This is a genomic window from Pseudoalteromonas sp. MMG005, from assembly GCF_018101015.1.
Classification (GTDB): domain Bacteria; phylum Pseudomonadota; class Gammaproteobacteria; order Enterobacterales; family Alteromonadaceae; genus Pseudoalteromonas; species Pseudoalteromonas aurantia.
This window is the reverse complement of sequence record NZ_JAGJEK010000009.1, coordinates 19,701-46,099: the sequence shown is the minus strand read 5'-3', so window position 1 is coordinate 46,099 and position 26,399 is coordinate 19,701. Positions and strand designations below refer to the sequence as shown.

The 26,399-nt window shown below is 39.2% G+C and carries 27 protein-coding genes and 5 tRNA genes; 15 read left to right on the top strand and 17 right to left on the bottom strand.

The features are described from left to right. Positions 1-101: 101 nt before the first annotated feature. The 8 genes from prc to J8M01_RS08570 form a co-directional block, all read right to left on the bottom strand. Positions 102-2,132 carry a carboxy terminal-processing peptidase gene (gene prc / locus J8M01_RS08605; protein ID WP_211057721.1) on the bottom strand — a complete coding sequence of 677 codons (2,031 nt, stop codon included), beginning with the start codon at positions 2,130-2,132 and terminating at the stop codon, positions 102-104. Between the two features lie 10 nt (positions 2,133-2,142). Continuing rightward, entirely contained in the window at positions 2,143-2,793 is a 651-nt protein-coding gene (proQ, locus tag J8M01_RS08600; protein ID WP_211057720.1) for an RNA chaperone ProQ, read from the bottom strand. 15 nt (positions 2,794-2,808) lie between these two features. Next, positions 2,809-3,087: a hypothetical protein gene (locus tag J8M01_RS08595; RefSeq protein ID WP_010363951.1), complete on the bottom strand. Its 279-nt coding sequence runs from the start codon at positions 3,085-3,087 to the stop codon at positions 2,809-2,811. Beyond that, positions 3,084-3,545 carry a GAF domain-containing protein gene (locus J8M01_RS08590; RefSeq protein ID WP_192507219.1) on the bottom strand — a complete coding sequence of 154 codons (462 nt, stop codon included), beginning with the start codon at positions 3,543-3,545 and terminating at the stop codon, positions 3,084-3,086. The genes J8M01_RS08595 and J8M01_RS08590 overlap by 4 nt, the downstream gene beginning before the upstream one ends. 133 nt (positions 3,546-3,678) lie before the next feature. Beyond that, the gene (locus J8M01_RS08585) at positions 3,679-4,053 is read right to left on the bottom strand and encodes a hypothetical protein (protein ID WP_192507218.1); all 375 of its coding nucleotides are present in this window, start codon (positions 4,051-4,053) and stop codon (positions 3,679-3,681) included. 145 nt (positions 4,054-4,198) lie between these two features. Beyond that, positions 4,199-4,289, bottom strand: a tRNA-Ser gene (locus tag J8M01_RS08580). Between the two features lie 36 nt (positions 4,290-4,325). After that, positions 4,326-4,416 (bottom strand) — tRNA-Ser (locus J8M01_RS08575). Between the two features lie 56 nt (positions 4,417-4,472). Next, positions 4,473-4,563, bottom strand: a tRNA-Ser gene (locus tag J8M01_RS08570). 238 nt (positions 4,564-4,801) lie between these two features. Here J8M01_RS08570 and J8M01_RS08565 point away from each other — a divergent pair. The 5 genes from J8M01_RS08565 to J8M01_RS08545 are packed head-to-tail and all read left to right on the top strand — an operon-like array spanning position 4,802 to position 6,830. Beyond that, positions 4,802-5,467, top strand: coding sequence for a Bax inhibitor-1/YccA family protein (locus J8M01_RS08565; RefSeq protein ID WP_192507217.1), 666 nt, complete (start codon positions 4,802-4,804; stop codon positions 5,465-5,467). Positions 5,468-5,522: 55 nt separating this feature from the next. Next, complete coding sequence (gene tusD, locus J8M01_RS08560) at positions 5,523-5,876, top strand: sulfurtransferase complex subunit TusD (protein WP_210998504.1); 354 nt, start codon at positions 5,523-5,525, stop codon at positions 5,874-5,876. Beyond that, entirely contained in the window at positions 5,873-6,229 is a 357-nt protein-coding gene (gene tusC, locus J8M01_RS08555; protein WP_211057719.1) for a sulfurtransferase complex subunit TusC, read from the top strand. Before tusD ends, tusC begins: the two co-directional genes overlap by 4 nt. After that, positions 6,229-6,498, top strand: a complete 270-nt coding sequence (locus J8M01_RS08550) for a hypothetical protein (protein ID WP_210998506.1) — start codon at positions 6,229-6,231, stop codon at positions 6,496-6,498. Before tusC ends, J8M01_RS08550 begins: the two co-directional genes overlap by 1 nt. Positions 6,499-6,500: 2 nt before the next feature. Then, a complete protein-coding gene (locus J8M01_RS08545) occupies positions 6,501-6,830 on the top strand; it encodes a TusE/DsrC/DsvC family sulfur relay protein (RefSeq protein ID WP_211052576.1) in 330 nt (109 codons plus the stop codon). Positions 6,831-6,948: 118 nt separating this feature from the next. Here the strand turns inward: J8M01_RS08545 and J8M01_RS08540 are convergent, their stop codons facing one another. The 3 genes from J8M01_RS08540 to J8M01_RS08530 all read right to left on the bottom strand — a co-directional run bounded on the left by J8M01_RS08540 (position 6,949) and on the right by J8M01_RS08530 (position 10,483). Next, positions 6,949-8,184 (bottom strand): amidohydrolase family protein, encoded by a 1,236-nt coding sequence (locus J8M01_RS08540; RefSeq protein ID WP_211057718.1) that lies wholly within the window; start codon positions 8,182-8,184, stop codon positions 6,949-6,951. Between the two features lie 11 nt (positions 8,185-8,195). Further along, positions 8,196-9,578 carry an amidohydrolase gene (locus tag J8M01_RS08535; RefSeq protein ID WP_211057717.1) on the bottom strand — a complete coding sequence of 461 codons (1,383 nt, stop codon included), beginning with the start codon at positions 9,576-9,578 and terminating at the stop codon, positions 8,196-8,198. Between the two features lie 101 nt (positions 9,579-9,679). Further along, entirely contained in the window at positions 9,680-10,483 is an 804-nt protein-coding gene (locus tag J8M01_RS08530; RefSeq protein ID WP_210998509.1) for a hypothetical protein, read from the bottom strand. A 268-nt stretch (positions 10,484-10,751) separates the two neighbouring features. Here J8M01_RS08530 and J8M01_RS08525 point away from each other — a divergent pair, with 268 nt between their 5' ends. After that, on the top strand, positions 10,752-11,108 hold the full coding sequence (locus J8M01_RS08525) for a DUF3718 domain-containing protein (protein ID WP_211057716.1): 357 nt from the start codon (positions 10,752-10,754) through the stop codon (positions 11,106-11,108). Between the two features lie 69 nt (positions 11,109-11,177). Here J8M01_RS08525 and J8M01_RS08520 read toward each other — a convergent pair whose 3' ends face one another. After that, positions 11,178-11,876: a DUF445 domain-containing protein gene (locus tag J8M01_RS08520; protein WP_211057715.1), complete on the bottom strand. Its 699-nt coding sequence runs from the start codon at positions 11,874-11,876 to the stop codon at positions 11,178-11,180. 220 nt (positions 11,877-12,096) lie between these two features. Here J8M01_RS08520 and J8M01_RS08515 point away from each other — a divergent pair, with 220 nt between their 5' ends. Together J8M01_RS08515 and J8M01_RS08510 are read left to right on the top strand one after the other, a co-directional pair. Then, positions 12,097-12,951: a fructosamine kinase family protein gene (locus tag J8M01_RS08515; RefSeq protein ID WP_211057714.1), complete on the top strand. Its 855-nt coding sequence runs from the start codon at positions 12,097-12,099 to the stop codon at positions 12,949-12,951. Between the two features lie 85 nt (positions 12,952-13,036). Further along, entirely contained in the window at positions 13,037-13,240 is a 204-nt protein-coding gene (locus J8M01_RS08510; protein WP_119860407.1) for a CPXCG motif-containing cysteine-rich protein, read from the top strand. 26 nt (positions 13,241-13,266) lie between these two features. Here J8M01_RS08510 and J8M01_RS08505 read toward each other — a convergent pair whose 3' ends face one another. After that, the gene (locus tag J8M01_RS08505) at positions 13,267-13,905 is read right to left on the bottom strand and encodes a riboflavin synthase subunit alpha (RefSeq protein ID WP_211057713.1); all 639 of its coding nucleotides are present in this window, start codon (positions 13,903-13,905) and stop codon (positions 13,267-13,269) included. A 418-nt stretch (positions 13,906-14,323) separates the two neighbouring features. Here J8M01_RS08505 and J8M01_RS08500 point away from each other — a divergent pair, with 418 nt between their 5' ends. The 4 genes from J8M01_RS08500 to J8M01_RS08485 all read left to right on the top strand — a co-directional run bounded on the left by J8M01_RS08500 (position 14,324) and on the right by J8M01_RS08485 (position 16,956). Next, positions 14,324-15,673, top strand: coding sequence for an MATE family efflux transporter (locus J8M01_RS08500; RefSeq protein WP_211057712.1), 1,350 nt, complete (start codon positions 14,324-14,326; stop codon positions 15,671-15,673). Next, on the top strand, positions 15,651-16,661 hold the full coding sequence (locus tag J8M01_RS08495) for a DUF3080 family protein (protein WP_211057711.1): 1,011 nt from the start codon (positions 15,651-15,653) through the stop codon (positions 16,659-16,661). Before J8M01_RS08500 ends, J8M01_RS08495 begins: the two co-directional genes overlap by 23 nt. A gap of 114 nt (positions 16,662-16,775) precedes the next feature. Further along, a tRNA-Val gene (locus J8M01_RS08490) sits at positions 16,776-16,852 on the top strand. Positions 16,853-16,879: 27 nt separating this feature from the next. Further along, positions 16,880-16,956 (top strand) — tRNA-Val (locus J8M01_RS08485). Positions 16,957-17,097: 141 nt separating this feature from the next. Here the strand turns inward: J8M01_RS08485 and J8M01_RS08480 are convergent. Together J8M01_RS08480 and J8M01_RS08475 are read right to left on the bottom strand one after the other, a co-directional pair. Continuing rightward, on the bottom strand, positions 17,098-18,252 hold the full coding sequence (locus tag J8M01_RS08480; RefSeq protein ID WP_211057710.1) for a hypothetical protein: 1,155 nt from the start codon (positions 18,250-18,252) through the stop codon (positions 17,098-17,100). Positions 18,253-18,256: 4 nt separating this feature from the next. Next, entirely contained in the window at positions 18,257-18,760 is a 504-nt protein-coding gene (locus tag J8M01_RS08475; protein WP_210998517.1) for a hypothetical protein, read from the bottom strand. Between the two features lie 271 nt (positions 18,761-19,031). Here J8M01_RS08475 and J8M01_RS08470 point away from each other — a divergent pair, with 271 nt between their 5' ends. Both J8M01_RS08470 and J8M01_RS08465 read left to right on the top strand, forming a co-directional pair. Then, the gene (locus tag J8M01_RS08470) at positions 19,032-19,487 is read left to right on the top strand and encodes a hypothetical protein (RefSeq protein ID WP_211057709.1); all 456 of its coding nucleotides are present in this window, start codon (positions 19,032-19,034) and stop codon (positions 19,485-19,487) included. A 348-nt stretch (positions 19,488-19,835) separates the two neighbouring features. Continuing rightward, positions 19,836-21,011: an aspartyl protease family protein gene (locus J8M01_RS08465; RefSeq protein WP_211057708.1), complete on the top strand. Its 1,176-nt coding sequence runs from the start codon at positions 19,836-19,838 to the stop codon at positions 21,009-21,011. 90 nt (positions 21,012-21,101) lie between these two features. On the opposite strand, the gene J8M01_RS08460 is transcribed toward J8M01_RS08465, so the two are convergent. Both J8M01_RS08460 and J8M01_RS08455 read right to left on the bottom strand, forming a co-directional pair. Beyond that, complete coding sequence (locus tag J8M01_RS08460) at positions 21,102-22,778, bottom strand: nucleoside recognition domain-containing protein (RefSeq protein WP_211057707.1); 1,677 nt, start codon at positions 22,776-22,778, stop codon at positions 21,102-21,104. Further along, complete coding sequence (locus J8M01_RS08455; protein WP_211057706.1) at positions 22,775-23,896, bottom strand: NAD(P)/FAD-dependent oxidoreductase; 1,122 nt, start codon at positions 23,894-23,896, stop codon at positions 22,775-22,777. The genes J8M01_RS08460 and J8M01_RS08455 overlap by 4 nt, the downstream gene beginning before the upstream one ends. 812 nt (positions 23,897-24,708) lie before the next feature. Here J8M01_RS08455 and J8M01_RS08450 point away from each other — a divergent pair. Then, positions 24,709-26,091: a M43 family zinc metalloprotease gene (locus J8M01_RS08450; protein ID WP_211057705.1), complete on the top strand. Its 1,383-nt coding sequence runs from the start codon at positions 24,709-24,711 to the stop codon at positions 26,089-26,091. Positions 26,092-26,399: the final 308 nt, after the last annotated feature.

The window sequence follows — 26,399 nt, the reverse complement described above, 5'->3', positions numbered from 1 at the left end:
GTGAATCCACAGCCTATTAATTGCAGGTATAGTAGCAAATTCATAGATAAAATCGTAACAAAAAAGGCGCCTAAGCGCCTTTGTATCTATATAGGGTTCATTTATAGGTCATTTTTTGCCAACCGACCAAATGAAATTAAATCTTGTGTAATTAACGCTGCCTCTTCTAAATACGGGTCGAGCTCGCCAATCACATCTGGTACATCATCTAAGTCTGTAACTGCTGCTAAACCTAAGCGCTTCAAACGAGTATTAGTACGGGCAAGCGCGCGCTGCTCCGAATCATCACGCTCCTTTAATCGCTCAGACTCCACCAGTGATATTTTCTTGTCATCTTTTTGCGCTTTGTATCGTGCAATATCATCAAATACATAGTTAAATTCAGGCTCTCCTTGGATACGAGAATTATGTTTTGCATCAACATACTTAATGACCGGCGTTAAGTTATCTAAACTACTATAAGTTGCACGCTTAATACTGTCCCATGGTAACGCGTTGTCTTCTTGGCTCTCTCCCCACTCTTGTGGCTCAATTGCTGAAGGCAACATAATATCTGGTACGACCCCTTTATGTTGCGTACTGCCCCCATTTATGCGATAGAACTTAGCAATGGTATATGTAATACTACCAAGTGGATTGCTGAATAAATCGTAATTTTTTCCAAGTCCACGATGCTGCTGTACAGTACCTTTACCGAAAGTCTGCTCGCCAATAACAACACCACGACCATAATCTTGTATTGCGGCAGCAAATATTTCAGAAGCCGAAGCACTATACCTATCAACAAGTACCGTCATTGGGCCATCATAAAATGTAATGCCATCACGATCTTTTTGCGCTTCAACACGATTATAAAGTGTATGAATTTGCACCACTGGACCTTTATCAATAAATAGTCCCGTTAATTGAGTCGCTTCATATAAAGAACCTCCGCCATTTTGACGTAGGTCAATTACAATCCCATCAACCTTCTGTTCCTTTAACTTCGCAAGCTCGACCTTAACATCTTTTGATAAGTTATTGTAAAAGCTTGGTATTTCAATAACACCAATTTTGCTAGAGAGTTCAGAGTATTTCGCCTCAAACACTTCTGACTTAACAGCTCTATCTTCTAGCCGAATTTTATCGCGCGTTATCTCAACAACTTTAGGAGTACCATGTGCATCAGACCCTTTTAAGTATTGAAGTCTTACTTTGGTTCCTTTCGGACCTTTTATGAGATCAACAACGTCATCAAGACGCCAGCCAATCACATCAACAAATTCTTTGCCATCTTGCGCTACACCAACAATTTTATCATCTGCTTTAATACGTTCTGATTTGTCAGCCGGACCTCCGGGCACTAATGAACGTATGACAGTGTAATCTTCGTCATACCCTAAAACAGCCCCGATGCCTTCGAGCTCAAGCTCCATATCCATTTTAAATTGTTCAGCACGTCTCGGAGACAAATATGATGTATGCGCTTCAACGCTTCTGGCGAACGCGTTCATCATTACTTGAAAAGCATCTTCACTATTAGTTTGGACTAACCGCTTTAACGTGTTCTTATATCTTTTAGTGAGAACTTCTTGAATTCCGTCCCAATCTTTACCTGTGAGCTTTAAGCGCAACGCATCCGATTTGACTCTTTGACGCCAATATTCATTTAGCTCTTGTTCTGTTTTTGCAAAAGGTAAGTCTTCACGGTCATAATGAAAAGCGTCAGGTTTATCAAACTTAATTTCAGTTTCTAACAAGCTAATAGCATATTGAAAACGCTCAAACCGACGTTTCATACTCATATTAAACATGTCAAAAGCAAACTCAAGCTTACCCGCTTTCAACGCATCATCAAATTGTAAGCGGTGTTTTTCATAAGCATCAATGTCGCTTTGCAAAAATACCGACTTAGTAAAATCTAATGACTCTACATAACGATCAAATATTTCTTGTGACAAAGCGTCATCGAGCTTAAAACGTTTATAGTGCTGGCGAGTAAATAAGTTGGTCACTCGTTTGCTTGCCGTTGTATGTTGGATTTCCGGTTTTAACGTCGGTATGTCTTTTTCTGTCACCGAATCCGGTGATGCAATCGAAACGCTTGATAACAGCGCTGCTACAACGGGAATGAGTGTCAACTTTTTACTCATACACAACTCCTTAAACTATGTACAGACTATCTACTTTGGTTTTAACTTGCATACCAGTCACTAATTCTACGTGAACGTCATCTTTGTTCACTTCAGTAATTGTAGCATTAACCAAAGCTTGCCCTAATTTAACTTTAACTTTGTTATTAACCTTGACCTCATTAGCTGGTAATGGTTCAACTTTACCTGGGTTTCTTTTAGCTTGCTGAGGAGCTGGCTTTTTGTTAACCCGAGTATTTTTGTCTCCATTACGTGCATGAGCAGGACCTTTTTTCTTGAAAGGCTTCGCATCACCGTCCTGACGTGGACGCTGCGTTTTCTTACGTTTAGCCATTTTCGCGCGACTCTCTTCAAGTGCTTTTTGCGCGTGCTCAATGTGCTCTTGTTCAACTTTTTCAGCATCGTTGCCATCAAGATCAATACGGAATACGTTTTTAGTAACCGCTTCTAAATAGCGCCAGTTCGACGTGTATTTACGTAACGCTTGACGTACTTGCGTCTTACTGACTTTCTCTGAGCCTTCAATTCGCTCGGCAATATCTTTAAAGATACCGACCTTAAGCGGCTTGATGCCATCTTTTTGTTTAAAACACTGAGGAAACTCTGAATATAGAAAATCCAGTACCTCATTAATATCTTTTAGCTTGTTTGTGGCTTCCATTTTTGAACCTATTTGTTATACCTTTTCATCTAACGATGAATGGATATAGTGTATTACCCAGTCAGTTAACTCTTCAAACTCAACTTCAATCAAAGCTAAGTCTCCACGAAGATGTTCCCAAATACCGTTGATTATATTGTCGATGGTCTCACAGTCGAGATCATCTGGTAAAAGTTGCCAAGCAAAATGAATTAACTCATTTAAAGTCTCGGTAACTTGCTCTTCTTCCCCTTCCCAATCGCCCACATCAGCAATTGCAAAAAGGTAATCTTGTACATTGACTAAATCTTTCATTGTAGCGTTGCCTCAAAGCAACGTACGAGCGCTTCAAGACCAGCCTTATCTAATTCGTCAAACCTTGCCAAGCTTGGGCTGTCTATATCTAACACAGCGAACAGCGCACCATCTTTCATTATTGGAATAACAATTTCAGAATTAGATGCAGCATCACATGCTATATGTCCAGCAAATGCATGAACATCATCTACCAATTGAGTTGAATTCGTTTGTGCTGCTGTACCACACACGCCTTTCCCAAGTGGAATACGAATACAGGCAGGGTTACCTTGAAAAGGTCCTAGCACCAACTCTTGAGGTGTGTCGATAAGATAAAATCCCGCCCAATTTATGTCTTCCAAAGAAGTAAATAAAAGGGCACTGATATTCGCCATATTTGCAATAATATTTTGTTCATCGCAAATTAAAGAATTAGCTTGGTTTACAAGTGTCTGATAAAAATCTTGCTTGTGCATCTACTCAATATCACAGTTACGTCATACAAAAGCTTAAGGTACTCTTTCGAGCTATTAAATGAAACCTTTTCTGACGAAAAAGTATTAAATATCTGTAAATATTAACTTACTTGATTAATTTACAAGCAGGGATTTACGCAAAGCGTCTTAAGCCATAAAGAAACAACCCTGAAGCTAAGGCTGCCATGCACGTATTAACAATAAATCCCATTCCAGATGTAGCCGCAAGAACATAACTAAAAAATGCACCTCCTATCATACCCAGGGCTAACACTGCTGAATATTGCACTTTACTATACTTATGCATAAGCAAATATCCAGGGACAACAAACACAGCCATGGCTAAGCCAGCGATATGCGCGTTAGAAAATGCACTTATCAATATACCAAAAAATATCTGGATACCTGGCTGATTAAGCGTAAAGGTGTAATAGCCCCCTAGCACAACTCCGATTAACAATGGTGACAAAAGGGACATAGCAATACTTTTAGCTAGCAGCTGCTTCATAATAAATACTCTGACTTTTAAACAATCATCATTAAAGTATTCGCTGCAAAACACCAGTCAACTTTAGTCGCATTTACTTGCCCTAATAAATTTTTGGCAAAAAAAAGCCGCTATATAAGCGGCTTTTACATTCATTTAAGAATAATGGCGGAGAGATAGGGATTTGAACCCTAGAAGGGCTACAAACCCTTGCCGGTTTTCAAGACCGGTGCTTTCGACCACTCAGCCATCTCTCCGAAAACGTACGCTAACTATTAATAGTTAGTAATAAATGGCGGAGAGATAGGGATTTGAACCCTAGAAGGGCTACAAACCCTTGCCGGTTTTCAAGACCGGTGCTTTCGACCACTCAGCCATCTCTCCGAAATTTCTTACTGCTAAGACTTGTAATATCCCTCACAAGCCTTATATAAATTTAGTGGCGGAGAGATAGGGATTTGAACCCTAGAAGGGCTACAAACCCTTGCCGGTTTTCAAGACCGGTGCTTTCGACCACTCAGCCATCTCTCCGCAGCGGGGCGAATATTAGTGAATCCCTTGGAGAATGTGAAGCTTTTTTTTAAAAAAACCGCTCAACTGATTAAAAAACAGTACATTTGTATAAACATACGGCAACAGCCACAAATAATTGGAACTTTTTGATTTTTACAGACTCTATTTGATCGACAAAGTTTGCCCAACCATATAACTCTTGGTAATCTTAATACAGTTTAATTATCGGAACATTGTTTCACTTAAGGAGTTTAACATGGCGTTTAATCACTCATATGGCACAGCTCAACCAGCTATGTCGACAATCGAAACTAATAAGGTACTTAAAAACACGTACTTTCTATTAGCTATGACGCTTGCTTTTAGCGCAGTCACTGCAGCTATTTCAATGACGATGGCTCTACCTCGTTTTACAGGTATTGTTTGTTCATTGATTGGCTTTGGTCTTATATTCCTGATCCAGAAAAAAGCGAACTCATCTTCTGCGATAAGTTTAGTATTCTTATTTACAGGTATTATGGGTTTCGGTTTAGGACCATTACTTAATCATTATGCTGCAATGCCTAACGGTACACTGTTAATAATGCAGGCTCTCGGCTCCACAGCTCTCATCTTTTTTGGCTTATCTGCTTACGCTTTAACAACCAAGAAAGACTTCTCATTCATGGGTGGATTTTTAACCGTCGGCTTAATTGTCGTTATTATTTCTAGCATTGTTAATATTTTCATCGGTAGCAGCATCGCATTCATGGCTATCAATGCCGCGGTGGTATTATTGATGTCTGGTTTAATCCTTTATGATACAAGCCGTATCGTAAATGGTGGTGAGACTAATTATGTTATGGCAACTGTTAGTCTATACTTAAATATCTATAACTTATTCACGTCATTACTTGCACTTTTAGGTGCAAATGATGACTAACCAGTTTGTTCTGGTAAACTAAGCCCCATATTGGGGCTTTTTTTATGGGCTAGCTTTGAGTAAATTTGTACTTTCTTTGCATTCAAGCGTATCTGATCACGCAACTCTGAATAACTTATCCCGCTTTGCACATGCAGCACTAGACGACGGCCATCATATTCCGTGCATCTTTTTGTATCAAGATGGTGTCTATCATGCGTCGCAGCATGTTGAGCTAGCCAGTGATGAATTAGATATTGCGGCTATTTGGCAAGCATTAGCAGATAGAGGTATCACACTCATGCTTTGTGTAACCGCAGCGGAAAAGCGCGGTATTGATACTACAAATACAGGTATATTTAAAGTTGCAGGTCTTGCAGAGTTTGCCATGCTCAGCGCAACATCAGACAAATGGATACAATTCAAATGAAGAATATAATGATTATTAGTGATCACAGTCCATTTGATGGTATGCATATACGTGATGCGTTAGATATGACCTTGATTTTTGCCGCAATAGACCAAAATGTGAGTTGGTTATTCCAAGGCTCGGCCGTCATGGCCTTAAAACCTAATCAGTCGCCTCAACAACTTGGTATTAAAGATTTCTTTAAATCAATTAAAACGCTTGAAATATATGATGTAGAAAATATATATGTATGTGAAATCGCTCTAAAGCAATTTAACCTAGACCCCGACCAATTAAGTATTGATGTGACCGTAATCAATCAAGCACAGCAGCGCCAACTCTTGAGCCAACAAGATCAGGTGGTAACACTATAATGATAAATACCATTCACATTTTCTCTAGACCGTTGAGTCACTACAACACACATACTATTTCTATGCTGCTCAGTGACACCGATAGGATCCTATTAATTGCTGATGCATGTTATGATCAAACCAGTTTTAAGAACTTAACCGATAATGGTTATATATTGTCTCAATGCCTTTCTACAAGAGGTGTTGAATTGCAAGCTCCCTTCTCAGCTATTAGCGATATTGAATGGGTTCAACTCATCGATAGCGCAAAGAAAACGATTACTTGGTAACTATGCTAGAAATTAATCATCAAACAATTGATACTGATAAACAGGGCTATTTGATTGACCATACTCAATGGTCACCTGAATTAGCGCCTATCATTGCAGAAAAAGAAAATATTGAATTAAGTGACGCACACTGGGAAGTCATTCACTTTGTGCGTGGTTTTTATGAAGAGTATAGTACGAGTCCAGCGATTAGAATGCTGGTCAAAGCTATGGCTAAAGCACTCGGTGAAGACAAGGGGAATAGTATGTATTTATATAAGCTATTTCCAAAAGGGCCTGCTAAACAAGCAACTAAAATTGCTGGATTACCTAAACCTGCCCGTTGTATATAAACTCAAACTCTACATCATTTCCACTTGATTATTGTGTGAATTAATTCGTAAAAAAGGCGCTAAATAGCGCCTTTTTATTCACTAACAAGCCCATCTTTAGACTTGCCATACTTAAAACTTACTTAGTGTAAGCTCTCGGTAATTTAGACTCAGTTGTATAGCGGTCTCTTAATTTGTCATGGCGAGAGTCCGTCGTGACTTCTGTACCATTGATCCACATCTTTTGTACATGAGTACTGATCTCAAATGGATCTGCACTCCAAAGTACTAAATCAGCTCTTTCACCTTTTGCTATTTTACCGCCTTCAATACCAAAACTTTCTGCTACATTGGCTGTCAGCGCTTTAATCGCCCCTTCATGGCTCATGCCATTAGACACCGCAATACCAGCATCAAAACGCAATTGATACACATTATGGCTACCGTCACCACCGATTGATAAAATAACCTTCACCCCTGCTTTTTCAAGCGCTCCAGCCGTTTCTAAGCTCGCATGAAGCGAATCAAAGCTAGTGGGAAGGTTCGAAACGGCACTAATGATCACCGGTACTTTCGCTTTTGCCAATTGAGATTTCACTAGCTGCGCATCGTCTGCACCCCATATGATCAAATTAATACCAAATTGTTCTTTGATTTTAAGGATTTCAAGAATATCTGAAGCGCGAGTTAAATGTGCTACCAATGGCATTTCGCCATTCAGAACTTGCGTTAATACTGTCTCCTCTAGCGAAGGCTTCTTATCTTTATCTTTCTTGTCATCTTTTTTAGCCAAGGCTTGCTGACGCTCTTCAAGCTTATCAACTAATTGCTTATATGATAGAGCGCGTGAGCCTTTACTTTTGGCCCCCAAATGCACCACGAGCGCAGTATGCTTGTCTGTTACACTGTCAAATTCACCACTTAAATCAGCAACAAAGCCTAGCCCTGCAAAAATGCTGTCCCCGCCGTATGGCACAGCAACGTTTTGCGTAACCCCCCCTTTACGCGCATAAGGGATTAATGATGAGCGAGGATTAAATGCACTGCTGGTATCGAAATCAACACCCGCTTTATCATCACCTGCATCACGAGAGCCCGCAACTGCACCAACTTCAACTAACCCCAACTGATTCATAGACCCGATAAAACCAGGTGTTAGGATTCGGTCATTCGCATCAATTGTGATATCAGCATTAACATTACTAGGATTAATTGCGGTAATTTTACCACCTTCAATCACCACAGTGGCATCTTTTAAAATACCCTGCTCCGTTGATGTATGCACTGTGGCATTGGTAATTGCAGTAACCTGTGCAAATGCTGTAGAGCTAGCAAGTAAGGCACCGGTAATTAGCGATAATTTAAATTTTGTCATGGTGTACACTCCTATCTCTGACCAAGCATGAAATCACTAACCGCCTGATATTTATCATCATGTCGATCATAAACCTTCGCCCCGTCAACATAAACAGTCTCTGCTTTTGCATATACACTAAACGGATTTTTATCCCAAATAACCACATCTGCTTGCTTACCTTGGCTCAATGACCCAGTTTCTTTTTCAACACCAAGCGATTTGGCCGCATTGTAAGTGATCCACTTAATTGCATCCTGCTCTTTCAAGTCAAAGCCTTTACGATTAGCTGTGTGCATAACCTTCGAAGCCTCATGATTTAGACGTTGAATCGTAGTATCTGAATCAGAGTGCACAACGGCACAAGAGTTTTTCACCGCATCTACGATCGCAACATTTTCTTGTACCATATCATAAGCTTCCATTTTGAAGCCCCACCAATCTGGCCAAAGTGCCGCACAATTGCCGTTATCGGCTAATAAATCAGCAACTTTATAAGCTTCTATACCATGATGGAACGTACCAGCATGATAATTAAACTCTTTACCTAAGTCGATCATCATGGCCATTTCTTCAGCTTTATAGCAATGGTTATGTATCATAACTTCGCCGTCTAAAACGCCGCGCAATGTATCATATTTAATGTCACGCTTAGGCGCATCAGGGTTTAACCCTGCTGCATGGGCTGCATCATACTGCTCCCACGCTAATTTGTATTCTGTTGCTTCAATCCAAGCTTGACGATACCCAGCCATGTTACCCATACGTGTTTGCGGCGCAATCTTATTTGAGCCATATACACGTTTTGGATTTTCACCACACGCCATTTTTAAACCGTAGGGTGCGTCTGGAAATTTCATTCCTTGCATTGTGTGTGCAGGAACATTTTTCAATGTAACACCTCGCCCACCGAATAAATTCGCTGAACCAGGTAAAATTTGTAATGTGGTGATCCCACCTTCTCGCGCTCGATTAAAGCCCGGATCTTGAGGCCAAACCGAATGCTCAACCCATACCTCTGCAGTATTTGGGCTAGTCATCTCATTGCCATCTTGGTGAGATTCAACAGATGGACTAGGATATGCGCCTAAATGAGAATGAACGTCAATGATGCCAGGCGTAACCCACTTACCTTGCGCATCAACAGTATTATCAGCGCTAACATTTAGGTCTTTGCCTACTTGGCTAATTTTACCATCAACAATGTAAACATCAGCTGCATCTAGTCTTTCACCTGTACCAGTGAGTACCGTCGCATTCGTGATCAAAGTCGAACTGCTGTCAGAGACAGCATAAGTACTTGGATATGGGTTTTTGTTTATTTTAACGTGGTCTTTTTGCGGGCCTTGGTCTTGACAGCCCGCCAGCGCAGCACCAAGTGCTAACACTAATACGGAGGGAGCAAATTTTTGCATTGTTGTCATCTCTTCTGTTTTTTTTCACTGTAACTAATTCATCGTGAAAAGGCGATTTAAATACCTTGAAACGCAATAATTCACGATGAGTTTTATCGATTTTAATTACGCTTTGGTGCTATATAGTCTTCATATAACTTAGCAAGTGCACCCTCTAGGTCAAGTTCAGCATGTCGTTTTAGCAACTGTTCGCTCGCTCTTGCAACAAAATCTGAGTTTTGTTTATGCTCTTTCGCAAACTGTTTAATTAGATCTGACGTCTGTGCTGTTTTAGCTGGTTTCTTATGCCTATGCATATATTTACTAATGGCTTTATTAAAATCACCTGCACATTCGCCCACCAACAAATCATAAAATTGGCTTTTTTGTAACGTGTAATTCGCATAACAAAACGCTAATGCACTTTTAAAATCATCAAAATATTGTTCACCAACACAAAACTCCACTTTAGCTGTTGGCACTTTCACTTCAGCACCTGATATCTCCAATATATAACTTGGGAAATCTAGCCGTATTTGCGTTTCTTTGCCCAAACGCATACCGGCCTCAATACTTGTATGAAACTCAGGACTCATCTGCGCGAGTTCATCATGTTCCCACACATTATAAACGCGTACTGCCTGAGCATACTTTTTCGCTAAGCTACTTTTAAGTGCTTTGATTCGTTCATTCAGTGTGAGCAACCTTTGACCCAGTAGTAAACCATGGCATTCATAACAACTGGGCACAGTAATAAAGTCAGCGGTTTCTGAAAACTCAATGACGAGCTCGCAGTGCTGCAATGGAGGGCAATAGTCAACGTGCGTCGCCTCACAGCCGCAATAATAACAACACTGGTTAAACTCAACCGATTTTGCTAACCCATTTTGGTAATATTTTGATAAAGCTTCGAAGTTTTTTGACATAAATTTACATAATTAGTTTTAAATTTTAAAGAACTGCTAGCGTAAAGAAAAATTACTGATAACAAAGTGTAAACATATTTTTTTTTTGGAAAAAAATGAAAAAATGTGTCAATGACTGCGCAATTTTTCTCCTTAAAAACAATTCCTTATAAGCTACCATTCACACTCACACACTTAGTTACACTCTGACGAGATTGCTTTACAGCATTCATATTTAAACCCGCAATACTTAGTGGTGTCTACAGACCAAATCAAATGGAGCACACCCATGAATGTAATAACAGTACTAAGCAGCGCAGCAATCTTATTGGCATCGTCTTCATCTCTAGCACATGAATTTATTGCCGCTGACAATACACCTGCAACACAATTGTGTATGGCTGTTGCATCAAATCATAAATTAACGTTACGCAAAGAAATTCGAGAGCATAACATTAGCCGCCCGGTCCTCACTAACCGTTTAGCTTGTAACAACATGTCTATTGATACTTTTGCGACACTTTTCGACCTAGAAAACTCAGCTAATTTTCTAAATATTGACATGACAACCAGCACACATATCAGAGACTTATCTGCATCAATTAACAACACACAAAAAACACTTGTTATATCTGGTTCGAAATAGATGAATTACAAACATAAATTAATGCGTTTAACCGATGTTTCACGCATTAATTTTTCTATTTTTTACTAACTAAGAGATATTAATGATTGCCGCAACTAAACCAAATAGCCCACCAAAAACACCACCCCATACGACCAACCACCCTAAGTGCGTTTTAATCATATTTTGAATAATGTCTTTTACCATTGTGGGTGTCAGCTCATCTAAACGCTCATCGACTGCTTGTTCAATAGTATCGTGTACTGATGTCGTATTTCCGCCCAGTAATTCAGTGACAAGTAACGATTTAAATTGCGGTTCTTCCGTTATTTCTACCAATGTTTCTTTCATTTTTTCAACAAATGTACTGCGCATTGGCTGTAGCGCTTCACTTCCCCCAAACATCGTGAGCATTGGACCAAACTGAGACGACTCAATTACAGTTATTAAGGTGTCAAAAGCAGGGTCCAAATCGACCTTCTTAATAACAGGCTCAAGATCAATATTATCCTGTTGATTCTGCAAAACATTGAATACTTTCTCTTTATCAAAAAACTCTTCGAGGATCAAACGTCTAATTGACTGTTTAAATTCTTTAAACTTCAACGTTATAACCCCAGATCCATAAAGCAAAGGCACTTTTTCAAATAGCATATGAATAGCAAGTAAGTTGGTAACAGCCCCTGAAAGCGCAAAAATACCGATAGTAAACACGATTGAGTGGCCAGTAAGGTATCCGAGAGCAACACATATTGCCGCAACGATATTTGTTATTAAGCTTTTATTCATTTGTGCACCTTATATTTATTACCGCGGCATTCTATACATTTGTCAAAAAAAAATATACGCCTCATCTTATTTTTAGCTTTTGCAGTTATTGACCCATTATCGTGTAAGTTGATTCCCTAATTGGTGGTAGTTATGAAAAAAGTGCTCTATTCATTTGAGTTCTTTTCGTTTTCAACCATAGTTTGAGTTAACCAGTTGTCGTTTTCAGGTAATATCTCAAATGTGGAATATGGTTAATCAACAAATCTCTGACGCACTTCATACATCATTTGAATTTACGCACAAGGCACTACTTGCGTCTCCCAGCGCTGAAAAGCTGTACAGAATTTCAAATGACAAACATACCTTTTTAGTAAAAGTTGATCGACTGACAGCTTTAGAGCGATTTGAATCAGAAGCCAGCGCACTCGAACTTATGACTCGGGATAGTGATTTTCTTATCTGTGATCCCATTACCATAGGTACCAGCTTAGATTTTAGCTTTATCGTATTAGAGTGGTTAGATACCAGTGATAACATGGATAACTGGCACGAATGCGGTGCGTTACTCGCAAAAATGCATCAACGTCATGAACAAAAAATGTTTGGCTTAGAACAAGATAATTACATTCAACAAGTACTTCAACCTAATCAATGGCATAAAAAATGGGAAACTTTTTTTGCAGAAGATCGAATTGGTTGGCAACTGCAACTCCTGGCTGAAAAAGGTATCATGCTTGTTAATATTGATGAATTTGTTGCAACCATCAAAACCTTATTGCCTCATCACATCACGCCATCTCTCATTCATGGCCAGCTGTCACACAACAACATTGCATTTAGTCATGGTAAACCCTGTTTATTTAATCCAGCGTGCTACTATGGAGACAGCGAGGTAGATTTAGCTATGGCAGAGCTGTGCTCCGCCCTGCCTAATGAGTTCTATCAAGGCTACTATGCATTTCAAAACAAACTTTCTGACGATAACCGCCGTAAAGAAATTTATCAATTATACCCTATCTTACTCAAAGCCAACTTGTTTGCCGGTAGCTACCTGCATCAAGCTAAACAGCACATCCACGACATATTAAAATAACAGCAATAAAGCTGTCATATTGGCATTAGCTGCTATATTTAAATTAGCGCAATAATTAGGTTAATAAGACCTAATGGAGAGCCAAATGAAAACTGTTTATGACCAACGTATTAGTTGCCCACATTGCGGCCATCATATCTTTGTTAGCCTTGATACCAGTGAAGGTGATCAAGATTTTTATGAAGACTGTGCAGCTTGTTGCAACCCGATCCATTTAAACATGCATATTGATCGAGCTTTTAATAAACTTGAATTACATGTTGATAGTGATGATGAACAAATATTCTAACATGAAGCAGAAGGAATACTGCGGCTCTACTGCGCAATTTGCGTGCTTTTACGTAAATAATTTTCGACTGTATTAACAATCGTATAAGTTTGTTGGTCGACTTCTATATTCAAGAAGTCACCTTCAACTGCACGCCCCAAATTAGTAATGCTCAATGTCTCCGGAATTAAATGCAACCAAAAGCCAGTGGCATTCACTTCACCTACCGTCAAGCTAGCACCATTAATGGTAATAAAGCCCTTATATAAGACAAATTTAAGCCACTCGTTTGGGAGACTCAATTGCACTCGACAATTATCATGATCTTTCACAATGGCTTTTATCTTTGCCATACAATGGATATGACCAGATACAATATGACCACCGAGCTCAGTACCAAAGGTCAATGAACGCTCAAAATTTACTTTTAAACCTCGCTGTAAAAACCCTAAATTCGTCAGTTTCAGTGACTCGTCTATTACGTCAAAATAGACCTGCCCTACCACATCTTGAGGACTAACCTCATAACGTACAACCGTTAAGCAACAGCCATTAATCGCGATACTCGCTCCAATATCTAAGTGATTAAGGTAATTACTGGAGACTGATAGTACCAGCCTCAAAACCCCCCCTGATTTATTACACGAAATAACCGTAGCTTGAGTTTGTACAATACCTGTAAACATAGAATACCTTAGCGAGACGTTTAAGAAAGTAATGATACCTTATTGTGGCAATTGGCTAAAGACATCTTAAGCGCATGTTTATATTTCAAGATTACATGGCGGCATGTCGAAGTCGAGTTTAAACGAAACGGTCGTATATAAAATGATTACCACACCAAAAATAACGTATAAGTATAACAAGCCATAAAACCTAACCGGCGGACTTTAAGTTCTTCTTAAACAGCAATTCCCCGTTTTTCCACTCCGTTTTATTTAGTCGGCACACACCATAAGCTTCGCGTAAAAGTAAAGTCGCCACCATAAAATTAAACAAACCGATACCCTGAACATCTAAAAATTCTAAGTCAATTCATCTAATTGTCTGGCTTTTTCATGCTTTCTAACGCTAATATTGTATTTTTGTGAATGCAGTATCATTATGAAGTTCAGTTATTGGGAAGCTAAACGCTTACTCCAGCTCGCCACCCCTGTTTTTTTAGCTCAGATAATGCTGGTATTAATGTCGGTTGTTGACACAATAATGGCAGGTCAAGTGAGCACTAATGATTTAGCTGCACTGTCAATCGCGACAGGTATTTGGAATCCATTAGTATTTTCTTTACAAGGTATTCTACTGGCTTTAACAAGTATTGTTGCACACTGCTTTGGTGCCAAAGATCAAAAAGGCATTAAACACTACTTCCAACAAAGCATATACTTGTGCTTAATTCTTTCCACATTTGGCTTTATATTGGCCAACTTTACGCCATTGATATTCGACAATTTAGGTACAACCACGGAGATCACCACATTAGCACAAAGTTACATCGACTTTGTAAAATGGGGCATTTTGGGGTTTTTACTATTTTCTGTTTATAGGAATGTCACAGAAGGAGTTGGCCTGACGAAACCTGCTTTTTACATTAGCATTGTTGGCTTATGCATAAATGTCGTGGCTAACTATGTCTTCATTTATGGCAAGTTAGGAATGCCAGCACTTGGAAGTGCTGGATGTGGTCTCGCCACAGCCTTAGTATTTTGGGTGATGGCCTTGGCTCAATTCATGTATAGTTTCAACAGTAAAAAGCTCAAAGGAAAATGGCTGCTCCATCGATTTGAACCTCCTAAAATTAAAACTCTGAGTTACATAACCAAGCTTGGCTTACCTATTTGTTTAGCTACTTTTTTTGAGGTGACGTTATTTGCATGCATCCCCCTGTTTATTGCTGATTTAGGTGCTACTGCGGTGTCTGGCCATCAAATTGCTGCAAGTGTCAGTGTTATATTATTTATGATGCCATTGAGCCTATCAATGGCCATAGCTATTCGAATTGGTAATCTATCAGGCCAACAAGCCCATACTCAGCTTAAATCAGCCATCAACACCAGCTTATTACTGGCGGTAATGATTGCGTTCTTTGTTGCCTTTATTACTTTCATAGCCAGAGATGCCATTGTCATTCTGTACACAAAAGACGAGAATGTTGCATTACTTGCTTCCAGCATCATTATTTTAGCTTGCATCTATCAGTTACCTGATGCTTTGCAAGTTGCAGCAAATGGTGTATTACGAGGTTTAAAGCATACCCAGCCCATTGCCGCGATCACATTTTTATCATATTGGGTTATCGGTTTTACACTCGGTTACGTATTAACTAAAACAGACCTTTTAGTTACCGCGATGGGCCCCAGAGGATTCTGGATAGGTATCATTGTTGGTTTAAGTATTGCCGCAGTTTTACTCTTATTGAGTGTAAGGAGTCGACTTGTTAAAATTAGCACTGATTAGCTTAAGCATATTTACTCTCACTGGCTGCTCACCCCAGCCCAGTGAGATTTATCATGAGTATCAAAACAGACTTAGCACTGCACTCAATAGCACAACGCCAGACATACCGGACTCTCGGTCATTACATCATCCAAACGTAACTAGACCCACATCAACACTAAGCATTTCTATTATTGAACTGGCCAGTATTAACCATTGTCGGCTCAGCCAAACTATTGCAAAAAGAAACAATCAATTAGGTAAAGTACAACTGCCAAGTGAAGCGCTTAAATACAGTGTTCAGTTTGTACAACAAGCCAATGAATGTATAAATAGCGGGCAAACAAACAACCCATTAATTAAGGATAAGCTACTTGAAGCCCGAAGAGAAAAACAACACCAACTTAACCTATTTTTCGAGCACATGCTTTTTTCAGAACGAGAGCTCAAGCAGTTTACCCATTTAGCTGCAACTGAGGTATCCTTCGATAGACACTCAGAATTACAAAACCAAACACTGGAAGCGCTCGCGCAACTTGTGCAACTCAAACAGCTGCTTAGTCAAAAAGATAAAATAGAAAACCTAGAGGCAACTGAAATTACGACAGTACTTAAAAAACTTCATAAAAATGCATTTGTTCAGCGCGTTATTACTTCAGCGCGGCAACAAGTTTTATTGAACCAGGCTACCTCTGCCTGGTTACACACAGTAGATATAGAGAACACAGTTTGCCCGTCCGGAAAAAACAAACAAAAAGCGCACATCCTAAATAATATTTTTTCAAAATATTATTTAGGTCAATTACAGGGCTATCAAGCACAACTGACAAGTATGCTTCAAAAAGTATCGCCTTTTTTGGCCGCGCTATGGCAGAATCACCCTGAGTTAGTGCAATGGGTTGATGAAAATAACCCACAGTATTTACTTACACAGTTAAAATCGAGTGCAATATCACACGTCAAATGGTGGCAAACTTTCTACAAAACGTGCAAAATTCGTCCTCAATGAATAAAAAAAGTGCAAACAAACAAAAATATGGAAAACTCGCTTGATCAAAACGCTGAGTCGCTATATATTAGCCGCCGTTGCAACGTAATATTCATTACATAACAACACTATAGTACGACCGTAGCTCAGTTGGTTAGAGCACCACCTTGACATGGTGGGGGTCGGTGGTTCGAATCCACTCGGTCGTACCAACTCTTTCTAAAGAGAATATGTATAATACAACCGTAGCTCAGTTGGTTAGAGCACTACCTTGACATGGTAGGGGTCGGTGGTTCGAATCCACTCGGTTGTACCATTTAATAATTGAAAATTATTCCAAAGTTAAATATCCCTATTTACCCTTGCAAATAGATTCTAATTCAGCATTCTGAGTAATAACACCCTTCAGCATATCGTGTCATTTTTATTTGATTATTATTAAGTCCCTGCTACAGCCCTACTTACCGTAATCATGTTTGCGACACTTCAGTGAACCTCGCAGATTACTTGGGCAAGAACGATTGAATTCTGAGAGGAAATATCCAGCTAAAGCCCGATTCTTTAGCGTCTCAGACAACCTTTTAAGTAGTTCGAAGTAATGTACACGAGTATTGATACTCCATAGATAATCAGGGGTTTGTAACTCATTAGATAATTCTAACGCCACATCAAAATCAGATAAATTATATTCAATCTCTCCTTCTTGAATTAAATTAACATTTTTTATTTTTTGCAGAACAGTAAGTCCACCATCTAACTTACAAGCATATTGAATCTGAGCAACCAAAGAATATGTTTGACCAGAATCATTGTCTGTTATTTTGTAAGTACGAAAGTAATGCAGTTCTTCCTTATTTCCCACTAAACGCTCAAAGTTGATCCTTAACCCATCAACGGTTACCGTTCCAATGCCTGCTTGGACAATTAACTCCTTTTCCCAAAGAGCCAATTTACGGCCAAAGGTTTTTGATTCGCCATAATTATAAATATCACCACATTTCTTGGACGCTTTAAAGTTTTTAGACACTTCAATTGTATACTTTGGGTGCTGTTCGTTAGAAAACGTGATACTACCTTCATCATTCAGTTTCTTTAATTTACTCTTTCGAATATAACCCGTAAAAGCGCTACCATTTCTTATCCAGTTCAACTTAAACCAAGTTGAACTTTCGTAATTTTCATCAACCTCTAAGACTTCGCTGCCCCATATTTCATAGGTATGATCATCTATTGAAGAATCACATTGTTCTATTCTGCAAACAACCGTTGTTGTATTAAAATGTACACTCGCGTTTTTAAATTTTTGCTTTGCTGTACTTTTAGAAACAGTAGCTTCCAATACCCACAATTGCACGCCATCTTGTGATTTAACTTTAATATACCGTTGCCCATAAATATTTTTAGTGACCATGTTTCTATCATCAATAAATAACAAAAATGATCTTGGCAAAAAAGTGATGACGGAGTGTCTATACTCTCCCAGCCCTTTCTTTTCAGGCATAATGGAAAGCCCAAATGATCTAGCCGTTGTATAATATGGATCACTTTGCCCGTTAGCCATATTTGCAGCCAATAGTAATAGTATCAAAAAGATCCTGATAAAGTATTTCATTTACTTATCCTTTTTGGTCAAATTCTTTTTCCGCTTTTCTGAGTAACGCTTGTTTAATCGTGTTAATTCTTTCTACTTGCCTCGACTTAAACGTTTCAAACAAAGCTTTCTTTTGATCTACAGAGCTCGTAATTTGAAGCTCTGAAATCAGTTCCGTTTCTTCACCATTAATGTTTGTATCTAAGTGAGAAGCTAACGCCTCACTTTGTAATTCAATGCACATTATATTTTCGTATGCTTTGTTTCTATCAATTGAACTTAGTGTTGCCCCTTGATAAACATGTAAAATAGTGGCAGCCAATTGCTCTGAACAAGTATTAAGCTTTGAAATACTTGTATCTGTTAAAGCCCAAGTGATTTTCGTAACTTCAATTTTAAAAGCCCGTTCATTGTTAAATTGTTCATACTCTGATTGGACCAAAAATACGCATGCGAATACCAAGCCGCCAAATAATAATTTGTCGACTACAAGAAGTTTAAGTTCGTCAGAAAAGCTTTTTATATCCATGGTGAATCCTTTCTCATAATTATTTTAAAGTTTAGATAAAGGAATCAAGTACTGCACGTAAAGCAAACAGATTATCGAAGAAAAGTCGTTTTTATATTGAATGACGTAAAAGTAAGTACCAAATCAAGAAAGCATCCGGGTAGCTTTCAATAAATCTCACAGTCCCTAAAATCAAACCGTAACACAGCTGTATTATTTATAAAATATTAATAACATAAAGACCCTTTAGTATTATTTTTGTTCAATTAACTTAAATAAAAAAGGAATGATCATGTTAAAAAACACACTCGCAATGAGTCTTGCTACAGTCCTACTTTCAACCGGCGCTTTAGCTGCACCAGAAGATCGCGCACCCGAGATCTGTTGGTACGAAAACCAGCAAGTACAAGTACATACGGTTGAATGTGAGTACGAAGTTGCTTTTGAGTACTATGGTTTACCGTACTTTCACTTTAATAGTAACCCAAGCCGTAATTGCCCGACTAAGTACTGGCGTAAAGTGTCTTTAGAGAAAGACTTAAGAATAAAAAGAACATTTACACAAGAAGGAAGCATGCCTAGCTGCGGAACGCGATGGATGTCACACACATGGGAAAGCTATTACCCAGTAAACGGTGAGCAGTGCGAGTATTGGTGGCGTGAAGGTAAGAATGTAACAGGCGATGTTGATACCCATACAGTAAAAACTGAAACTCGTCGTGTTCGTGTATGTGAGCCAGCGTACTAAGTTAGCAATATATAAATAACGTATTAGCGCAACGATTTCAATCGTTGTAAAAAGTTGATCCGCTGACATTTTGCGGATCTTTTTTGTCAATCACAATAACTTCAATACTCCCTCCTTAAACATAAATTCAAAGTCTATCACCCTATTGCTCAACCACAGCAATCGCAGCGCTGGAGTATTAGAAAGAGTATACCTTTGGAATGCTGCACTTCCCTGCTTTCACATTCTCTTCACACCTTACGCCCTAATATTGTGTACTCGACGTATTCTAGGGGTATAAATGTGATAACCAATTATCAAAGACTGGTCATAATAACTTTACTATTTATTTCACTCAATGGCTGCAGTGTGATCAACATTTTAAAGTTACGCAGCGCGAATGATGATGTAGTGCCAACCTGGCACACACAATTGAACCAGATTGATATCAAAACTGATTATATTGGCGAAAAAACGTATGTTTACGGCAGTATCAATGGCATTGATAATTTCAAGTTTATGGTAGACACAGGCGCTTCATTTACAGTGCTGTTTGATACGCCAAAAGTTCGAACTTTGAACTTACCAAGAGGCTACGATTTAAAATTAAGCGGCTGGGGTGACCAAGAAGATAGCAAAAGTTATCAAACGACTATGCGCTCTTTAAGGTTTGCCGATATCGAAGTTCAGGGTTTTCAAGGCGCATTTATCAAAGCAAGCCACACTCAGTATTTTCAACGTGAGGATGAGCTAATTTTTGATGGCGTTATTGGTCATGATTTAATGCGTCATTTTGCTTGGACATTTAACAAAGAAGCGAAGCAAGTGACCGTATCAAACAGCCCTGTAGTTGCAGCTAAAAGCGCATATTCTCTCCCGTTCGATACTTTCATGAGTAAACTATACGTGGAAGGAAGAATTGATTTTGGTCAGGGTCATATCGCTAAAAATGACGTCATTATTGATACTGGAAGCCGACATTATTTCAAACTCAGTGCACAATACCCTATCAATAACGATTTAACACTTCCCAACGCCCAAGTAACTGGAGCTGATATCGGTCTCAGCGGAAAAGCCGAGCATCAACGCGTTACACTCCCTAGCGTGAGTTTTGGTACGTTGACTTTGCCAAACGTCAAAACAAATTTAATTGAACATGTAGATGAGGAAGACTATTGGGTCATTGGTAATGGCATATTTAATCAGTTCATTACAACTGTTGATTACTTCACTGAAACGTTATATTTAACTCCCTTAGATAATCGCCCTATCACGTCACGTTATAACCTAATGGGGTTAGAAGTACGAAAGTTACTCTCGGGTGAATTTTTGGTACGCTACGTTATGCCTAATTTACCAGGGCAATATGCGGGGATACAAGTAGGTGATGTTATTACTCACTTAAATAAAGTGGCTACAAAACAGATTTCAAAAGATCAATGGCTGACTTATAGTGCAACCCCAGCAGCATATATGGTGTGTATAAAACATAAGCAATGTGTCAATCTTACAAGTCGTCACATTACTGGGTATTCGATACCGTAAATTGAATTAATAAATGACCGCTGGAATATTTAGACAAGTCATAACAGATGTAATGTATGACTTGTCCACGTACGTTGCGGTTAGCTATTCCTATCCCCACCCCCAGCTCAGTACTGCGGTAAAAGCAATAGCACATGTCATTTGACGCAGCGCCATTTTTATCGCGAAATGCCAACGCATTTCTCGAACAATCGTCAGCAAGGATACAATGCACGGCAACATCACGCCAGCAAGGTAAACCGCAGACAATAGCTGAACATCTGACATCCCAAACACTTTTAAGCTTTGTGATGCACTATCAATTAAACCAATGGCCAAGCCATCTTTTCGGACTGCCCCTAAAATCACAGCAATTGCCGCACCTTCAGGTAAATTAACCAACGCCATCAGTGGCGCAATAACCTCTGTTAGAAATCCGAAAAAACCCAACCAAGATAAAAACCCTGCGGCTAAACAAATACCAATAAATAACGGAAAAGCGGTAGTAAAGAATTCTTTTATAACACCAAGCATTTCAGGTATCGCAAACTGCAAATTAGGGGGTTGTAAAAACCCTCGATTTAATAAGTTTGCAGATACGGCTGCTCTGCGCTGACGTTTCGATGTCGTCAGTAATAAATATAGACAAGTGGTTACTGCAAGTACCGCCAAATAAGGTAAAGCTAAATACGATTTACCTGCTGCTGAAAATACCGCGATTGTTGCTGGAAGTTGATAAGAACATGCCGATCCAAAAGAGATTGCTGAGACACATGTTCCCCGAGTACAACATGAACAATGACGAGTTTGAATAATTGCGGGTACATTGCACCCAAATCCCATAATCACTCGTACAAGATCTCGTCCACTTAGCCCGAGTTTCTGCATAAATGGGTCTAAACTAAACGAGAGTCTATCAACCAACCCTGTTGTTTTATACAAAGCAATAATGGCAGAAAAAACCAATACCGTTGGTAGTGCATATAATAAAAGAAAAGGCAACATCGACACAACGCCATAGTCCCCGAGCAACATATGGTTAAGTACATCAGGTAATGTACCAGTGCGTGTTTTTAGCCAATTAGCACCACTTTCAACGAAGGGGTAAAGCCAATCGGCAAATGCATTTGCATTCACCACAGACACCCAAGCAGGAAGAACAAGTAGCATGAAACACAGTAACGGCCCTATCAATGGTAATTCAAAAAATGCCCTTCTTGGTATGACTGACCAATTTGCCGTTAAATGAGGTGGTTGATTCGGAAACTTAGTAGCCCCTTTTAGTGCCGCTGCAAGTTCGAGTAATTGATCAGGCGAAACACGACGATTATCTACTGTGATCCACTGAAGCTGCGTGACCGCTTTTAACCGTGCTATTTCTTGGCATACATCGGGGCGGTGCCTCACTTTGTCCCAATAAGTTACAACTATGATACCAACCCGACCCTGTATTAATGGCCATAGGTCGGTTAGGTCACTCAGTAAATCAGTTGATTTTACCATCAAAATAACTTGCTTGCTGATATGTAACTTTTGTAATACTTGAGAGGTTACCACACTGTCCATACGGGTTTGAATGCCCGGCGTATCTATTATCGTTTGCGCGTTCCAATCATAACTTTGGCAGAATAAAGAACTTCCTTGTAAATTACTGCTGGTCGACTTTTTACCGACTAAGCTCTCAATAAATGCGGTTTTTCCAACACTCTCTTTACCTATCAATAACCAATTACTGTCTAGTTTTTTTTCCGGATAATAGGTTTCAACTTCAATCCGTTGGGTCTTCAACAGAAGCACTCCTGTTCAACACAGCAATTTAGATCATTTAGTATCATCCCCGCTTTTTTGTAATGTCGAAATATACTCATATCTAAAGCCAGTTCTTCGCCAATAACACTACATGGTGCAAAAAATCGGCCTCTAAATTTATAGATGAAACATAACAGCGTGGGATCGTGATACAAACGAGACCCCGCTAAAAACAAGTTTCTCACTTTACTTGATTCATCAAATTTATTGACTAATGGATACCCATTTGCCTGATAATCAAAAAGCTCTGCAACAGGCCCTAAATTAATATCAAATCCAGTGCAATTGATAGGTGGAAAGCGGGAGGTTAGCACTTTACCGCAGGTGGAAGTAACCACATACTGTTCAGCTTTTTTTTGTACCGAGGCAACTTTAAACTCCTCATCTAGCTCAACCTGATCCAAGGAGCTTAAATTAGCTAAACGCTCTGCCGTATAAGGTGACAAAACCATACTTGGGTCGTATGAATCTGAATTATTACCTATAAAATCCAATACCGTTACTTTATTCCCCTCATTTGCTAAGTTGTATGCTGCATCAACCCCACTCTCATATCCACCAATGACGATGTATGCTCCCTGCTCCTTCTCATTCCATCGTTGTATCTCACTATTATGTATACATAATGACGCACCACTAAATGCGTTTACGTTCGGTGTATGAAACTCACCACCAGCCCAAATAATGAAATTACAACGGATGCTGAGTGAGTCAGTTTCCAGTAAAAACCCCTCTTCATCGGTTAAATTTACAACGGACTTCAAACGTGTTTGTGTATTAACTTTAATGTCGTAGTGCTGAGTAACCAAATTTAAATATTGCGCGTACTCTTTCCCATTTAGGTGCTCTTTACCGGTACTAAAGGCGGGTGATGTGTCAGGTGTAATGGCGTTCAAATCAGTTTGATGGTATCCATTAGAAGGAAAAGAAGGCGTAATGAAACGCATACTTTCAGGCCACTTTAAGAAAGTTTCCCCTATTTCCCCCTGCTCTAAAACAATCAACTCCCCCTCCTCTATGCCCATTTGCTTAAGTAACGCCGCGCAGCCTAAGCCTGCAGGGCCAGCACCAACAATGACAACTTCAGTTTTTATCATAGTGATCTTCTCCTAAAAACAACAAACGTTATAACATAACAATATATACTGATAAGAATGAGAATTCATCTCTTTTAAGATTCAAGGTCAAATAAGCGTATAAAATGTATCGAAAAGCTTCTATATCAGTGAAGCAACTCCACTAACGACAATAACGTAGGTGAACAAAACACACTAAAAAGAAGGAAAAACCACTAAATAACTATCACCCTGAGTACCTCAACATTAATCAACCTATTGGTGCCTAAAGTACTGAATAACTCAGTCCTTACACCTCATTACAGTCAAAATAGTTGTAAAAAATGCAGTGTATGTACTTATGAGTCAAAGTAACCTCAATGCTTTATAGATGATGCCGAATACATCGATTTTGAATGAATACTGTCGTGCCCCTTCTCGATATACTGCCATTCCTACTGCTCTAAAACATCAACTAAGAGCTCATACCAGATAGAAATAACAAAATAATATACAACGATAAAATGTTAAATTTGTAAATTACTTAAATAACACGTTATAGGTAATCTCTTTGACTTATTCTGTTGTTGTATTTAGTACATTTTCAATGTCCCCGTTATACGGTTAAAAATTAAAAAATATAAGCTTATTTTTCAGAAATCTAATAAGAAAAAATTAAACTTAAAATATATTCAAATAATTACTAAGAACAAGAAAGAACATGTTTTTTCAATCAGTGATAAGTTCATCGCAATTCATATTTAGCACGAAAAGCAAACAACACGCTCATTGTGTTAAAAGCGCTTGAGCGCAAACATTTTTAAACTCACTTATTTAATAAAAAGAGAAAAAACATGACTCAATTACACTTCTCATTGGCAAGCTTGGCCCTTGTAAGCTTACTGGGTGGATGCTCCGGCAGCTCTGAAAACACGGTTGCCTCTGCTACCCCAGAAAATAAAGGGATCACTAAACAACTGCCACAAACCGATAGCTCGCTCGCATCAAAGTCAACTATCTCTCTCAAATACAATCCACTCGCTTTAAACGCAACGCCCTCGAGCTTAATGCTTACTAAAGACCAAGATGGTTCCTTTGCAATCAAGGTCATGGCTGGGTTTAAGGTTGAGCAAGTATCAGGGTGTAATGCTAAATTAAGCGCTCAAAAAAACGCAATTACACTTAATGGTACAAACCAAGATTGTACCATTACCATTTTAGACAAAAAAATAGTCAATAAAGTCGCAATTACTAGCACAGTAACTGGGTTGGGCGAACTTATTGGTTTACCTGAATCAATCGCAGCAGGCAGCGCCTTTACATTCAATTCTCAAGCTCGCTCAAATCATCATATCGGAAGCCTCTCTGGGTGTGGCGTAACAAGAACAAACAAAAATGCTTGGATAGTAAAAAACGCCATAGCTCCGTGCCATATTACTGCGAAATTTGAGTCTCAATTTCAAGCACCCGACGCATTACTAGAAGTCATTAAGCTACCCATTGTTGTACACGCATTAGACAGTGCAACCACCGTTATTACTGATTCTCAAATTCGCGCCCAACTTGTTCAGTTGAATAGAAATTTTAGAGCACAAAGCGCGAGTCAGGCAATTTCAACATTTGGCGCAAAAAAGCTATCACACGGCATGAAAGACAGTGGCATTCAATTCTACTTAGCATCTAAAACGCCCTCAGGTGAAGTAACTTCAGGTATCAACCGTGTCGCTCACTCGACGACAACTGAGCCGTTCAGTAACAACAAACCAGTGTGGGATACATCCCGTTACGTTAATGTCTGGGTAGGCGACCTTGATACTGAAACTGGTTTTAAACTAAGTAAAACTATCAAAACGCAAGCTGGCTCAGATGAAAAAACGGGCATTATCATCGACAGCAGCATATTCAATACCCAAAAAGCAAAACCTGAAAAACACAACCCCACGATAGAGCAAAAAACACCGTTACACGCTGCGCCCAAAACAGTATTAACCCATGAAGTAGGTCACTTCCTAGGATTGCATGGTTTTGTTGTTGATAGTCCAATTACTCCGCCTTGTGATATGCCGACCAGTTTCCGTGACACCTGTGCAAATGAACAATTGTACTTTAATTTTATGCGCGAGAGTGCTTCAGATGAGCACAGAAAAACATTCACGCAAAGCCAAATACAACGCATGAGAGATACGCTCACTCAAGGCAACCTCAAGTCTTTATACGATAACTCATTAGCGCTTTAACTCACATCGCGTTTCCACTTATCACTGAACATTAGGTATTGAAATGAAAATTAAGAATGACGATCACTTGTTCTACGGAGCCTTACTTTTGGTCCTTATGTGCATATATGTCATGTATGACGCTCACTCAGCATTTAGTTGTTCGGTTGGCTCGTGCTTTTAAGCGTCATCGCCAAGCGTGACTTTCAAAGTTAAAGCCAAACCACACAGTGAAGTATTGACTTCACTGTGCATGCGCTTTGTAAAACACGATTATTACTGTTTGCTGCAAAGAGAAACATTCAGAGAACACATTTTATTTAACCTCA

Excerpts from the sequence above, each read along its gene's own strand:
- J8M01_RS08500 (WP_211057712.1), top strand. The coding sequence starts at position 14,324 with ATGAAGTTCAGTTATTGGGAAGCTAAACGCTTACTCCAGCTCGCCACC.
- J8M01_RS08585 (WP_192507218.1), bottom strand. The coding sequence starts at position 4,053 with ATGAAGCAGCTGCTAGCTAAAAGTATTGCTATGTCCCTTTTGTCACCA.
- J8M01_RS08450 (WP_211057705.1), top strand. The coding sequence starts at position 24,709 with ATGACTCAATTACACTTCTCATTGGCAAGCTTGGCCCTTGTAAGCTTA.
- tusC (WP_211057719.1), top strand. The coding sequence starts at position 5,873 with ATGAAGAATATAATGATTATTAGTGATCACAGTCCATTTGATGGTATG.
- J8M01_RS08535 (WP_211057717.1), bottom strand. The coding sequence starts at position 9,578 with ATGCAAAAATTTGCTCCCTCCGTATTAGTGTTAGCACTTGGTGCTGCG.
- J8M01_RS08590 (WP_192507219.1), bottom strand. The coding sequence starts at position 3,545 with ATGCACAAGCAAGATTTTTATCAGACACTTGTAAACCAAGCTAATTCT.
- J8M01_RS08595 (WP_010363951.1), bottom strand. The coding sequence starts at position 3,087 with ATGAAAGATTTAGTCAATGTACAAGATTACCTTTTTGCAATTGCTGAT.
- J8M01_RS08515 (WP_211057714.1), top strand. The coding sequence starts at position 12,097 with ATGTGGAATATGGTTAATCAACAAATCTCTGACGCACTTCATACATCA.
- J8M01_RS08470 (WP_211057709.1), top strand. The coding sequence starts at position 19,032 with ATGTTAAAAAACACACTCGCAATGAGTCTTGCTACAGTCCTACTTTCA.
- J8M01_RS08545 (WP_211052576.1), top strand. The coding sequence starts at position 6,501 with ATGCTAGAAATTAATCATCAAACAATTGATACTGATAAACAGGGCTAT.
- J8M01_RS08530 (WP_210998509.1), bottom strand. The coding sequence starts at position 10,483 with ATGTCAAAAAACTTCGAAGCTTTATCAAAATATTACCAAAATGGGTTA.
- J8M01_RS08480 (WP_211057710.1), bottom strand. The coding sequence starts at position 18,252 with ATGAAATACTTTATCAGGATCTTTTTGATACTATTACTATTGGCTGCA.
- J8M01_RS08550 (WP_210998506.1), top strand. The coding sequence starts at position 6,229 with ATGATAAATACCATTCACATTTTCTCTAGACCGTTGAGTCACTACAAC.
- prc (WP_211057721.1), bottom strand. The coding sequence starts at position 2,132 with ATGAGTAAAAAGTTGACACTCATTCCCGTTGTAGCAGCGCTGTTATCA.
- J8M01_RS08475 (WP_210998517.1), bottom strand. The coding sequence starts at position 18,760 with ATGGATATAAAAAGCTTTTCTGACGAACTTAAACTTCTTGTAGTCGAC.
- J8M01_RS08525 (WP_211057716.1), top strand. The coding sequence starts at position 10,752 with ATGAATGTAATAACAGTACTAAGCAGCGCAGCAATCTTATTGGCATCG.
- J8M01_RS08565 (WP_192507217.1), top strand. The coding sequence starts at position 4,802 with ATGGCGTTTAATCACTCATATGGCACAGCTCAACCAGCTATGTCGACA.
- proQ (WP_211057720.1), bottom strand. The coding sequence starts at position 2,793 with ATGGAAGCCACAAACAAGCTAAAAGATATTAATGAGGTACTGGATTTT.
- J8M01_RS08540 (WP_211057718.1), bottom strand. The coding sequence starts at position 8,184 with ATGACAAAATTTAAATTATCGCTAATTACCGGTGCCTTACTTGCTAGC.
- J8M01_RS08505 (WP_211057713.1), bottom strand. The coding sequence starts at position 13,905 with ATGTTTACAGGTATTGTACAAACTCAAGCTACGGTTATTTCGTGTAAT.
- J8M01_RS08455 (WP_211057706.1), bottom strand. The coding sequence starts at position 23,896 with ATGATAAAAACTGAAGTTGTCATTGTTGGTGCTGGCCCTGCAGGCTTA.
- J8M01_RS08510 (WP_119860407.1), top strand. The coding sequence starts at position 13,037 with ATGAAAACTGTTTATGACCAACGTATTAGTTGCCCACATTGCGGCCAT.
- J8M01_RS08520 (WP_211057715.1), bottom strand. The coding sequence starts at position 11,876 with ATGAATAAAAGCTTAATAACAAATATCGTTGCGGCAATATGTGTTGCT.